Below are 12,388 nucleotides of genomic sequence, written 5' to 3'. Positions count from 1 at the left end.
TGCTCCGCGACGGGACCTTCTACGAGACCCGCACCCCCGAACCGGCCGCCGCATGACGCGCTCGACCTTGACGAAGGACATAGAGGCACCCCCCCGACCGGGGCGCGTCCCCTTCCCGCTACGAGGGCGCCCGCGAGAGCTTCCACTCCTCCGCGTAGTCGTTGAAGATCGCCCGCAGGTGATGGCCGATCTTCAGGTAGTCCAGGTCGTCCAGGTTCGCCAGCGAGACGCGGACCGACCACTCGGGGCCGTCGAAGCCGCCGCCGTTGAGGAGCACGACGCTGGTCTGCTCGGCGAGCCGGAACAGCGGGTCCACCGGTTCGTAGTTCTTCTCCAGGAAGTCCGCGAAGTCCTTGCCGTGCACCCGCTCCGCCTCTGCGAGGAGGTCGAGTTCGATGTAGTACCCGGCCCGCTCCGGGTCGCCGGCGATCTTCATCTGGGCGCCTTCGAGGAGCAGGTCGAGCCGCTGCCGCACGATGTCCCGGATCTTCCGCTTGTAGGCCTGGCCCTCCTCCAGCATGTCGAAGAGGGAGAAGAGCGCCATCATCACCTGCTGGGGCAGGGAGAGCCCGGCCGTGTGGTTGAGGGCGACCTGCCGGGAGTCGGCCACCAGCCGGTCGATGAAGCGGATCTTCGCCGGTTCCAGGGAGAGCGTGCCGTAGCGCCTGTCGAGCCGGTCCTTCACCGCCGCGGGCAGGTCCGCGATCATCTCGTCGATCACGTTGTCGTCGTGCAGGCCGATGACGCCCAGCCGGTGGCCGGTGCAGCCGTAGTGCTTGGAGTACGAGTACACGAGCAACGTGTTGCGGGGGAGGTCGGCCGCGAGCGAGCGGAAGCCCTCCACGAAGGTGCCGTACACGTCGTCCGTGACGACCAGCAGGTTCGGGTTCGGGCCGGCGACGATGTCCTTGATCTGCTGCGCCACCCGTTGGCTCATCGCCAGCGAGGGGGGGTTGGAGGGATTGACGACGCAGACCAGCTTGACCGAGGGGTCGGCCAGCTTCTCGACCTCCTCCGCCGGGTAGCGCCACTCGCGCACGCCGGTCTCCGCGAAGAGGCTCGCGCGCACGGTGACGACGTCGAACTCATAGGTGTCGAGCTCGGGGATCTCGATGTACGGGGTGAAGACCGGCACCATGAGCGCGATCCGGTCGCCCTTCTGCAGGATCCCGTTCTTCAGCAGGGAGTCGAAGACGTAACACATGGCGGCGGTACCGCCCTCGGTCGCGAACAGCGACAGGTTCCCGGCCGGCGGTCGCCCGTCGAACATCTCGTCGTGCAGGTAGCCGCGGACGATCTGCTCGACGTGCGGCAGCATGCGGTCCGGTACCGGGTAGTTGTCGCCGATCGTGCTGTCGGTCAGCTCGTGCACGAAGGCGTCCTTGTCGAACCCGAAGCGTTCGACCGCGTGCTCCACGCAGTCCTGCAGCATCTCGATGCCCGGCAGATCCGGGTGGCGGCGGACGAAGGCGTCGAAACGGCCTCCGGAGCCGATGAGTTCGGGCATGCCGCCGAGGTTGTCGGCGGTCCAGACCCGGCGGGACTCCGCGAGGGAGAAGTAACCGAGCGCGAAGAACGCCTCGCGCGGGCCGGTGGCGACCCAGTTCGGATTGCCGCGGCCCGCATTGAGCATCTGGCTCTGCGACTTCTCCTTCTGGCCGGGCTCGCCCTTCTGGGCGGCCCGTGCGAGCTGGAGGAACTTGTCCTTCAGCTCGAACGGCGAAAGCTGTGCGAAGGACTGGATCTCCTGGCGGGTGAACGTGGTCTTGGGCACGGCGACTTCCTTGGCTGCGTAGGGGTTTCGAATCGGGGCGGGGTCAGTGGTTGAGGATGACGATCACGGCGCCCCAGATGGTCAGCAGGACGTTGCCCACCGCGTAGGGGATCGTGTACCCGAGGGTCGGGATCTGGGACTTGGACTGCTCGTTGATCGCACCGATCGCCGCGGTCGTGGTCTGGCCGCCCGCCAGGACGCCCATCAGGATCGGGAAGCGGATCTTCTGGACGTGGTGACCGACGAGGAAGCCCACGACCAGCGGCACCACCGTCGCCACCGCACCCCAGACGAGGAGCCCCCAGCCGGCCGCCGACAGACCGCTGGTGAAGCTCGGCCCGGCGTTGATGCCGACGACCGCGACGAAGAGGCAGAGCCCGAGGGTGTCCATGAACCACTGGGCCCCCGGCGGCACGTTCCCGTACGTCGGGTACTTGCCGCGGATCCAGCCGAACACCAGGCCCATGATCAGCGCGCCGCCGGAGGTCGACAGGGAGATCGGGACGCCCGAGAGGGTCAGGGCGGGGATGCCGATGCAGCCGCCGAGGAAGATGCCGAGGCCCACCCAGAGCATGTCGGTGGCGAAGGAGGTCGGCACCGGCGTGCCGATCGCCTTGCCGGCCGGGTCCACCAAGCGCTTCGGACCGCTCAGGACGACCGTGTCGCCGCGCTCCAGCTTCGTGGAGAGCCGGTACGGGAACTCGGCACCCGAGCGGTAGAGCTTGTCGACGTACACGCCGACCATGAACGGCTCCCGGCGCAGCTCGGCGACCGTCTGCCCCAGGTGGGCCTTCTCCGAGGCGACCACGTGCAGCGTCTCGGTCTCGTAGCCGAGCAGTTCCACGTCGTCGGTCTCGGCACCGATCTGGGTGCCGGCGTCGAAGTCGACGAGCGAGCCGCGCAGGGCGCTGACCGCGAGCACGTCTCCGGACCGCAGCACGGTCTGCTGGTCGTGCGCGAGGATCTTTCCCCCGCGCCGCACCCGGGTGATGTAGATGCGGTGTCCCAGCTCCTTCTGCTGGTTCTCGAAGTCGTCGATGGTGCGGCCGACGAGCGGGGAGTGGTCCATCTCGTAGGCGCGGAGGACGACCTCGTAGTAGCCGTCGGCCAGGTCGGGGTTGTCCCCCGGGGCGTCCAGCTCGGCCGCCAGCCGCGCCGACTCGGCCGCCAGGTCCCGCCGGTAGAGCTTGGGCAGGACGTTGGCGAGGAGCATCGCGCACAGGATCGTGCCCAGCGGGTAGGTGACGGCGTAGCCGATGGCGACCAGGTTGCCCTCGGTCTTGATCTGGTCGGCGGAGAGCCCGGGGAGGTTCCCGATGGCGTCCTGGGCGACGCCGATCACGGCGGACTGGGTGAGCGCACCGCCCAGCAGGCCGGCGGAGAGCCCGGGGCCGTACCCCAGCATCACGGCGAAGCCCCAGGAGACCAGGAGGCCGGTCACACAGACCACGACCGCGTTGACGACCTGCGGCAGGCCGTCCTTCTTCAGCCCCCGGAAGAACTGGGGGCCGACCTTGTAGCCGAGGGCGAAGAGGAACATGGTGAAGAACAGGTTCTTCATCGTGTCGTCGATGGTGATCTCGAAGCGTGCGCCCATCAGGAGCCCCGCCACCAGGCAGCCGGTGACGGCACCGAGCGCGATCGCCTTGTAGCGGAGCTTGCCGAAGAGGAAGCCGAGCGCGACGGTGAGGAAGACCAGCAGCTCGGGATGGGGGTCGAAGACGTTCCGGTTGAGGAAGTCGGTCATGTGGCGAGGTCTCCCCTCAGGCCCCGAGGATGCCGACGAGCAGCGGGCCGGTCAGCGGGAGCAGGAAGTTCGAGAGCGTGTACGTGATCGTGTAGCCGAGCATCGGGACCGAACTCTGTGCCACCTGCGTCACGGAGGTGATCGCCGGCGTGGAGCACTGCTGGCCCGCGATGGCACCGATGAGGAGCGGTTCCTCGATCTTCAGCAGCTTGCGGCCGACGATCAGCGAGATCGTCGCCGGCACCAGGACCATGGCGATCCCCGCGAACGGCAGCAGCGCCCCGTACTCCTTCAGCAGCGGCCACGCCTGCGGTCCCGACACCAGGCCGGTGCAGGCGATGAAGATCGCCAGGCCCATGTCCTTCAGGGTGGTGGCGGCCTGCGGGGGGAAGGCGCCGAAGGTCTGGGTCCGGGAGCGGAACCAGCCGAAGAGCAGCCCGGAGACCAGACAGCCGCCGCCGGTGCCCAAGGACATCGGAACGTCTCCGAACGTGACCACGACCTGCCCGAGCAGGGATCCGCAGGCGATCCCCAGGCCCAGGTAGATGAAGTCGGTGGCGTCGTTCTTCACGGTCGCCCCGACCTTCGCCGCCAGCCTGCCGAGGCCCGAGCGGGCACCCACCAGGGTGAGCACGTCGCCGCGGTGCACGACGGTCTCCGGAGTCGCCGGCAGGTGCTGCTCGTTGCGCAGCACGTCCGTCACGTACACCCCGCCCGAGGTGAACTCCGGATGCTCCCTGGCCAGGGTGTCCAGGGACTTGCCGACCGCAGACCGGTCCGTCAGGGACACCTGGGTGGTGGCGAGCGGGGTGTCCAGGCCGGGGATCGCCGGGGTCTCGGGGCCGATCTGGCGTCCGGCCGCGATGATGTTCGACCGGCGTCCCACCACCAGGACCAGGTCGGAGAGGGTCAGTTCGAAGTCCGGCGGGGGAGGGGTGAGGACCTTGTCGCCCCGCTTCACGGCCTCGATGGTGACCCGGTTGCCGTTCCGTTGCTCCAGTTGGGAGACGACGGCGCCGTCCGCGACCGTGACCAGGAACGTCCGGCCGACCATGCCGGGGAGCGCCTCCCGCTCGTCGGGCTCCAGGCCGCCGCCGGAGCCCCGCATCCGCTCCCACAGGGAGCGGGAGGCGTCGCGGAGGTTGATGCGCATCAGCATCGGCATGATCTGGCTGGTGTAGATGACGATGGTGACGAGGCCGAAGAGGTAGCAGACCGTGTACGCGGTGGCCACGTGCCCCTGGTACTCGGTGATCTGCTGCTGGGTCAGGTCGGAGAGCTGGCCGATGGCCTCGGTGGCCGTGCCGACGACCGCGGACTCGGTGGCCGCGCCGGCGAGGATGCCCGCTGCGGTGCCGACGTCGAGGTCGAAGGCCCCGGCCAGGCCGAGGGCGATGCCGACGACGCAGACGACCTCGATCAGGCAGAGGACGAAGAAGCGCAGGCTCTTCCTGTTGAGGTTCGCGAAGAACTGCGGACCCGCCAGATAGCCGAGCGAGAAGATGAAGAGCGCGAAGAAGATCGTCTTCACGTCCTCGGAGAGGGTGATCTTCGTCCAGGCGCCGAGGAGCAGGGCGACGATCAGCGTGCCGCAGATGCCGCCGAGCGTGATCGGGCCGACCCGGAGCTTGCCGAGGAGATAGCCGGCCGAGAGGCAGAGGAAGAGGGCGAGTTCCGGGTTGTCACGCAGGACTCCCACGCAGCCTCACCCTGCCCGATATGTCTTGAATCTTGCAATATGCGACATAAGGGGAAGCTAGCAGGGGCGTGGATGGAGTGGATCAACGCCTCACCCGTACGAGTGGTCGTGCGTGGAAGGCCTCGGGTCGAGGGGGGTGTCGTGACGGCCGTCCGGGGGTGCGGTCGGCAGCGGCCCGCCCCGGGTCGGGCTTCCCGTGTGGGCTCCGTCACGTCGACCGTCGGGCCGGGGGAGGCGGAGGCCCCCCGGCCCTTCCGCATCGGGCGGGGACGTGCGGAAACGACCGAGGGCCCGGTTCTTTCGAACCGGGCCCTCGGCCTTCAGGGTGAGTAACGGGACTCGAACCCGCGACATCCTGGACCACAACCAGGTGCTCTACCAGCTGAGCTATACCCACCACGACCGGCGGTTTTCCCGAAGGTTTCCCCGACCGGCCGAGAAGAAGTCTACAGGGTTCTGGGGGGTGCTCGCGCCCGCGTTTCCCCGGAGGGTTTTCCGAAGGACCCGGAGGCGCGAGCGGATGGTCACTCCGCGGGCAGCACGTGGCGGGCCGCGATCTGCTTCGCGGTCTCCGAGTCCGGGCCGGGCTGCGGGACGAAGACGGCCTCGCGGTAGTAGCGCAGCTCGGCGATCGACTCGCGGATGTCGGCGAGCGCCCGGTGGTTGCCGTTCTTCTCCGGACTGTTGAAGTACGCCCTGGGGTACCAGCGGCGGGCCAGCTCCTTGATCGAGGAGACGTCCACGATCCGGTAGTGCAGGTGGCCCTCCAGGGCGGGCATGTCGCGCGCGAGGAAGCCGCGGTCGGTGGAGACCGAGTTCCCGCACAGCGGCGCCTTGCCCGGCTCCTTCACGTGCTCGCGGATGTACGCGAGGACCTGGGCCTCCGCGTCGGCGAGGGTGGTCCCGCCGGCCAGCGCGTCGAGCAGTCCCGAGGAGGTGTGCATCTGGCGCACGATCTCCGGCATGGTCTCCAGGGCCGCGTCCGGCGGGCGGATCACGATGTCCACACCGTCGCCGAGCACGTTCAGTTCCGAGTCGGTGACCAGTGCGGCCACCTCGATGAGTGCGTCGTCCGTCAGCGAGAGCCCGGTCATCTCGCAGTCGATCCACACCATGCGATCGTTCATGCGTCCTACCTTAGGGCGTGTGCTGTCGATCGGGCCGGGCCGCGCGGCGCGGGCTTCTCCGGACGGACCGACGGGCCCCCGGGGGAGGTGTCCCCGGGGGCCCGTCGGTCCTGCATCGCGCCGCTTGTGGCGGCGGCGGTCTGGTTACGGCGCGCTGCGCTGGCCCGGCAGGGCCGGCCGGCCGGGTGCGTACGCGTCCGACGGGGGCTTGCCCGGCTCCAGCGCCCTGCGGAGTCCCGCGGTCCCCTGGGCGGGCACCGCGGGTTCGAGCAGGGCCGTGCCGGCCTCGCCCTGCGGCCGACGGGCGCGGTACGCCGCCCGGTAGGCGGCCGGCGAGGAGCCGAGCTGCCGCCGGAAGTGGCCGCGCAGCGCCACCGGGGAGCGGAAGCCGCACCGACCGGCGACCTCGTCGACCGAGTAGTCGGAGGTCTCCAGGAGCCGCTGCGCCTGCAACACCCGCTGGGTGATCAGCCACTGGAGCGGGGCGGAACCCGTCAGCGAGCGGAACCGGCGGTCGAAGGTCCGCCGTGACATGTAGGCACGGGCCGCCAGGGTCTCCACGTCGAACTGCTCGTGGAGGTGCTCCAGCGCCCAGGCGACGACCTCGGCGAGCGGGTCGGCGCCGATCTCTTCTGGTAAAGACCTGTCGAGGTAGCGCTCCTGGCCGCCGCTGCGTCGTGGCGGCACGACCAGCCGGCGCGCGAGCGCGCCCGCGGCCTCGGTGCCGTGGTCGGTCCGCACGATGTGCAGACAGAGATCGATTCCGGCCGCGGTGCCGGCGGAGGTCAGCACGTCCCCGTCGTCGACGAAGAGCTCCCGCGGGTCCACGTGGACCGACGGATAGCGCTTGGCGAGCGTCGGCGCGTACATCCAGTGCGTGGTCGCCGGACGGCCGTCGAGCAGTCCGGCCGCGGCGAGGACGAACGCCCCGGTGCACAGCCCGACGATCCTGGCCCCTTCTTCGTGTGCGCGGCGCAGCGCTTCGAGCGCCTCCGGCGGTGGCGGCGAAGTGATCGACCGCCAGGCCGGTACGACGACGGTCCCGGCGCGGCTGATCGCCTCCAGGCCGTACGGCGCGGTGAGTTCGAGCCCGCCGGTGGTCCGCAACGGCCCCTCTTCGCCGGCGCAGACGAGCAGCCGGTAGCGGGGCACTCCGGCGTCCTGCCGGTCGATGCCGAACACGGAGAGCGGGATGGAGCTCTCGAAGATGGGGCCGCCGCTGAACAGCAGCACCGCGACGACTTCGCGACGGCGGCGCCCGGACAACTTCCGTGCGGCCTCCGGTGCGGTGGAGTCCTGGCTCATGACGCTAAGCCCCCCTCGGTGTTCGCGTCTCCCTGGTCGTGTCGCTCCTGCACGTTTCCCCTCGGTTTTGCACGAGACCCCAGTCTTCGGTACCCATGATCGAATCTACTGTGTCCCGTGCCACCGGCGTGACAAGTTCTCCATCCGGTGGATTGTCGACAAGGCCACTTGGCGTGAAGCGATCGATCGCGACGTCATCCCTCCGGTGACCCCCGGGGGATGCCGCCCCGTGTCGAACGCCCCCGTACGAGCGGGGTGTGGGCCTTCACGGCAAGGCTTCCGGGGCTCCTGGTGGCAGGGTTGGCCAACCGTTCCGCCACCGAGCTGTCGATAAATGGAACTTGGCCGAAAACATATGGGGTCGGGTGTGCGAACCTGTCAACTCGAAGGGGTGCGGAGCCGCTCCGCGCCCCCTCGGGGGCTAGTTCCGGTGCCCGGAACGGACCGTTTCCGCCCGTAGTCCGCGCTCCGAGCGGCGCAGCAGCAGCCGACAGGTCGCCGTCACCGAGACCAGGCCGAGCGCGGTCCCGGCGGCCCCGCCGAGCGAAGTGCCGTAGGCGAGGAGCACCACGGGGACCAGGACGCAGCAGAAGGCCGCCCAGCGGACGACGTCGCCCGCCTGCTCCGACGCCTCCGCGCCCGTCCTCGCCTCCGGAGCCGGTTCCGCACCGGTGGCGGGGGAGGCGGCGGACATCCGGCGTCGACCGCGGGGCGCGCCGACCGTGGGGGCGGGGGGTGCGGAGGTCGGGCCGTCAGTGGTCGGTGGTGCGGGCACGGGCGGTCTCCCTGCGACGGTGGGCTGGACCTGTGGCAACGAGGAACGGAACGTTCCGGTCACTCTCGGCGACGTCCGTTTGGCCCCCGTACGGACTCCTGTAGGGCACATCCGGCATTGCCAGATGCCGAACCCCTCGTGCATGCTCCCTGGAACGCCGGGAGTGAGGCGGCGGGCTCTGGGTAGGAGAGGAGTGTCGCCGTACCCTTGGGGGTATGGGCTTGGGAAGATGATTCCCGGACACAGCTCCACCGCCCCTCGCCGTTCGTCCCCCCTTCCCGTCCCTTCTCACGAGGACCCTCTTCGCCGAGACACCGATGGCCGGTCACGAATTCCCCGAACCCGCGGACCGCAAGCGCGTCGCCGACTCCACGGTCGACCCCCTCGCGGTGGAACAGCCACGTCATGCCTGCGACCCTGCCTTCCGGCACGGGGTGGTCGTCGGTTTCGACGGCTCCATGTCCAGTGAGCGTGCCCTCGCGTACGCCATCGGCATGGCCCGTCGCTCCGGATCGGGCCTGATCATCGTGCACGTGGCGAATCGACTGCCCACCACGGTCTGGGCCGGTTGCGAGCCCCCGGTCTTCGTCGACGTCCCGGACCACCGCACCGAGGTCCTCGGTCTGGAACTGGCCTGCGCCGAGCACCTCGCCGAGGTGCCGTGGATCCTGGTCGAGCGCGGCGGCGACATCTGCCACGAGTTGGAGGAGGTCGGCCGCGAGTACTCGGCCGACGCGATCGTGGTCGGCTCCACGCACGGGATCGTCGGCCGGATCTTCGGCTCGGTCGCCGGGCGCCTCGCGCGCCGTGCGCAGCGGCCCGTCATCGTCATCCCGTAACCGGGGCCGGTTCCCTCCCGTCTCGTTCGTCCCGTCAGATCGCTCCCCCAACTGCCGTCATCCAGCCATAAATTCGGCCTCCCTCAGGTGAATTGTGTGCTTGTGAAGGGTAGATAAAGGCCACGGAACGCAGCAGCTCACGCAGGACAACTGCACACCTGAAGGGAGCCCGCCGTGAACAACGAAGTCGCCGCGGGAAACACCGTCTCCACGCTCGGCCACCTGGCGCTCGGACTGACCCTGTTGGCCTTCGGCCTGGGTGGGACCGGAGTCATCGACAACGTCGCGGCAGCGGATGCCGCAGGTCTCGCCACCTGGGTCGGCGGCGTGACCCTCTTCCTCGTCGGCATGCTCGCCCTGCGCGCGGGCGACAAGGGCGAAGGCACGGCGTACGCGGCGCTCGGCGCCTTCTGGTTCACCTGGGGCAGCGGAGCGGGCGGTCAGGCCTCGGCCGACGCCATGGGGCTCTTCCTGCTCCTGTGGGCGCTCCTGGCGCTCACGCTGACCATGGCGGCCTCGGGCAGCGGGCTCTTCGGCCAGGGCGTCTACGGCCTGCTGTGCGTCGCGCTGCTCCTGCTCGGCATAGGCGCCCTCGCGGACAACGGTGCTCTCGGCAAGGCGGGCGGCTGGGTCGCCGCGGTCGCCGGCCTGGTCGCCTGGTACGGCGCCACGGCCGCGGTCGCCGGCTGGCCGATGGCCCTGCGCCGCGCGGCGGGGGACGGCGCCCCGGCCGCCGGCTGACGGGAGGGGCGCCCGGGCGGGCGCCCCGAAAGCAGCGGTCCCCGTGCACGGGAGGTGTGCACGGGGACCGCTGGGTGTCCGGCCGAGGTTCCGGGGGACAGGCCCGGAAGGGCGCGGCGTCCGGGGGACAGGCCCGGGCGCCGCGCCTCGGCCGCGACGTCTTGGGGGCCTACTCGACGGTGACGGACTTCGCCAGGTTGCGCGGCTTGTCGATGTCACGGCCCATGGCGAGCGCGGTGTGGTAGGCGAACAGCTGGAGCGGGATGCCCATCAGGATGGCGTCGAGCTCGTCCTCGTTCTTCGGGACCACGATGGTGTGGTCCGCCTTCTCCTGCTCCTGGTGGGCGACCGCGAGGATCCGGCCGCTGCGGGCCTTGATCTCTTCCAGGGCGGCGCGGTTCTTCTCCAGCAGGTCGTCGTCGGGGACGATCGCGACCGTCGGGAGGGCCGGCTCGATGAGGGCGAGCGGGCCGTGCTTCAGCTCGGAGGCCGGGTAGGCCTCGGCGTGGATGTAGGAGATCTCCTTCAGCTTGAGGGAGGCCTCCAGGGCGACCGGATAGCCGCGCACGCGGCCGATGAACATCATCGACTGGGCGCCCGCGTACTCCTCCGCGAGCTGCTTGATCTCGTCCTCGTTCTTGAGGATCTCCTCGATCTGCGCCGGCAGCTTGCGCAGGCCCTCGATGATCCGCTTGCCGTCGGTGACGGACAGGTCGCGGATGCGGCCGAGGTGCAGGGCGAGCAGCGCGAAGGCGACGACCGTGTTGGTGAAGCACTTGGTGGAGACCACGCAGACCTCGGGGCCGGCGTGGACGTACACGCCGCCGTCGGCCTCGCGGGCGATCGCCGAGCCGACCACGTTGACCACGCCGAGGACGCGGGCGCCCTTGCGCTTGAGCTCCTGCACGGCGGCGAGCACGTCGTAGGTCTCACCGGACTGGGAGACGGCGATGTAGAGGGTGTCGGGGTCCACGACCGGGTTGCGGTAGCGGAACTCGGAGGCCGGCTCGGCGTCGGCGGGGATGCGGGCCATGGACTCGATGAGCCCGGCCCCGATGAGGCCGGCGTGGTACGAGGTGCCACAGCCGAGGATCTTGATCCGGCGGATGGTGCGGGCCTCGCGCGGGTCCAGGTTCAGGCCGCCCAGGTGCACGGTGGAGAAGCGGTCGTCGATGCGGCCGCGCAGCACGCGGTCGACCGCGTCGGGCTGCTCGGAGATCTCCTTGTGCATGAACGTGTCGTGGCCGCCCATGTCGTAGGAGGCGGCCTCCCACTCGACGGTCTCGGGGGTGGCCGTGGTGGAGGCGCCCGAGGTGGTGTAGGTCCGGAAGTCGTCGGCCTTGAGGGTGGCCATCTCGCCGTCGTCGAGGGTGACGACCTGGCGGGTGTGGGCGATCAGGGCCGCGACGTCGGAGGCGACGAGCATTTCCTTCTCGCCGATGCCGAGGATGACCGGGGAGCCGTTGCGGGCCACCACGATGCGGTCGTTGAAGTCGGCGTGCATCACGGCGATGCCGTAGGTGCCCTCGATGGCCTTGAGCGCCTCGCGGACCTTCTCCTCCAGCGTCTCGGCCGGGGAGCGGGCGATCAGGTGGGTGATGACCTCGGTGTCCGTCTCGGAGGCGAAGACGACGCCGTCGGCCTCCAGCTTGGCGCGGAGCTCCTGGGCGTTGTCCACGATGCCGTTGTGGACGACCGCGACCTTGTTCTCCGGGTCGAGGTGCGGGTGCGAGTTGATGTCGCTGGGGGCGCCGTGGGTGGCCCAGCGGGTGTGGGCGATGCCGGTGGTGCCGGTGAAGCGCTTGGGGACGCGGGCCTCCAGGTCGCGCACGCGTCCCTTGGCCTTGACCATCTTCAGGCCGGAGGACTTCGGGCTGGTGACGACCATGCCGGCCGAGTCGTATCCCCGGTACTCGAGGCGCGCCAGGCCCTCGAGCAGCAGCGGGGCAACGTCGCGCTTACCGATGTAACCGACAATTCCGCACATAAAGGTGAAACCCCTCCAGGTTGGTGGACGTGCTCAAGCGGGCGGCGCTCAGCCGTAGACGATGCGGCGCAGCTGCCGGAGGGAGAGCTCCGGCGGAGCCACGGCCCGGTGCGGCAGTTCCGCTGCGATGCGCTCGAAGATCTCGGCGTTCACGGCGCCGCCGGACTGCAGCTCGCGGTGGCGGCGGCGGACGAACTCCTCGGTCGTCTCGTCGAAGTACGCCAGCACGTCGAGCACGACCCGGGCGGCCTCACCGCGCTGGAGCGCGGTGCTGCGGACCAGGTGGTCGATGAGGTCGTCGTGCGACGGGCGGTGTTCGAGCACCCGTGAATATTGAGGGCTCCCCCCTATCCTTTGCAAGAATCCTGCCCGAAATCGGGCAGGTGGAGTCTGT

At 69.9% G+C, this 12,388-nt stretch carries 10 protein-coding genes and 1 tRNA gene; 2 read left to right on the top strand and 9 right to left on the bottom strand.

From position 1 onward, the window contains the following. Positions 1-118: 118 nt before the first annotated feature. The 7 genes from ACFW22_RS30965 to ACFW22_RS30935 form a co-directional block, all read right to left on the bottom strand. Positions 119-1,774: a bifunctional aspartate transaminase/aspartate 4-decarboxylase gene (locus tag ACFW22_RS30965; RefSeq protein ID WP_386410967.1), complete on the bottom strand. Its 1,656-nt coding sequence runs from the start codon at positions 1,772-1,774 to the stop codon at positions 119-121. A 43-nt stretch (positions 1,775-1,817) separates the two neighbouring features. Further along, on the bottom strand, positions 1,818-3,521 hold the full coding sequence (gene aspT, locus ACFW22_RS30960; protein WP_386410964.1) for an aspartate-alanine antiporter: 1,704 nt from the start codon (positions 3,519-3,521) through the stop codon (positions 1,818-1,820). A gap of 16 nt (positions 3,522-3,537) precedes the next feature. Then, positions 3,538-5,220 (bottom strand): aspartate-alanine antiporter, encoded by a 1,683-nt coding sequence (aspT, locus tag ACFW22_RS30955; RefSeq protein ID WP_386410961.1) that lies wholly within the window; start codon positions 5,218-5,220, stop codon positions 3,538-3,540. Positions 5,221-5,544: 324 nt separating this feature from the next. After that, positions 5,545-5,617: transfer RNA gene (locus ACFW22_RS30950), tRNA-His, on the bottom strand. Between the two features lie 127 nt (positions 5,618-5,744). After that, positions 5,745-6,347, bottom strand: coding sequence for an oligoribonuclease (gene orn / locus ACFW22_RS30945; protein ID WP_386410957.1), 603 nt, complete (start codon positions 6,345-6,347; stop codon positions 5,745-5,747). Between the two features lie 144 nt (positions 6,348-6,491). Continuing rightward, on the bottom strand, positions 6,492-7,652 hold the full coding sequence (locus ACFW22_RS30940; protein WP_386410954.1) for a helix-turn-helix domain-containing protein: 1,161 nt from the start codon (positions 7,650-7,652) through the stop codon (positions 6,492-6,494). A 421-nt stretch (positions 7,653-8,073) separates the two neighbouring features. Then, positions 8,074-8,427, bottom strand: coding sequence for a hypothetical protein (locus ACFW22_RS30935; RefSeq protein WP_386410951.1), 354 nt, complete (start codon positions 8,425-8,427; stop codon positions 8,074-8,076). 317 nt (positions 8,428-8,744) lie between these two features. On the opposite strand from ACFW22_RS30935, the gene ACFW22_RS30930 reads away from it, so the two are divergent. Together ACFW22_RS30930 and ACFW22_RS30925 are read left to right on the top strand one after the other, a co-directional pair. Then, the gene (locus ACFW22_RS30930) at positions 8,745-9,266 is read left to right on the top strand and encodes a universal stress protein (RefSeq protein ID WP_329850960.1); all 522 of its coding nucleotides are present in this window, start codon (positions 8,745-8,747) and stop codon (positions 9,264-9,266) included. A gap of 174 nt (positions 9,267-9,440) precedes the next feature. Continuing rightward, the gene (locus ACFW22_RS30925; protein WP_386410948.1) at positions 9,441-10,007 is read left to right on the top strand and encodes a GPR1/FUN34/YaaH family transporter; all 567 of its coding nucleotides are present in this window, start codon (positions 9,441-9,443) and stop codon (positions 10,005-10,007) included. 169 nt (positions 10,008-10,176) lie between these two features. On the opposite strand, the gene glmS is transcribed toward ACFW22_RS30925, so the two are convergent. After that, the gene (glmS, locus tag ACFW22_RS30920) at positions 10,177-11,994 is read right to left on the bottom strand and encodes a glutamine--fructose-6-phosphate transaminase (isomerizing) (RefSeq protein ID WP_386410946.1); all 1,818 of its coding nucleotides are present in this window, start codon (positions 11,992-11,994) and stop codon (positions 10,177-10,179) included. 48 nt (positions 11,995-12,042) lie between these two features. Continuing rightward, complete coding sequence (locus ACFW22_RS30915) at positions 12,043-12,318, bottom strand: hypothetical protein (protein ID WP_386410944.1); 276 nt, start codon at positions 12,316-12,318, stop codon at positions 12,043-12,045. Between the last annotated feature and the right edge of the window lie 70 nt (positions 12,319-12,388).

Source organism: Streptomyces sp. NPDC058872 (assembly GCF_042743065.1).
Classification (GTDB): Bacteria; Actinomycetota; Actinomycetes; order Streptomycetales; family Streptomycetaceae; genus Streptomyces.
The sequence above is the reverse complement of the archived record's forward strand: the minus strand, read 5'-3'. Positions and strand labels throughout refer to the sequence as shown.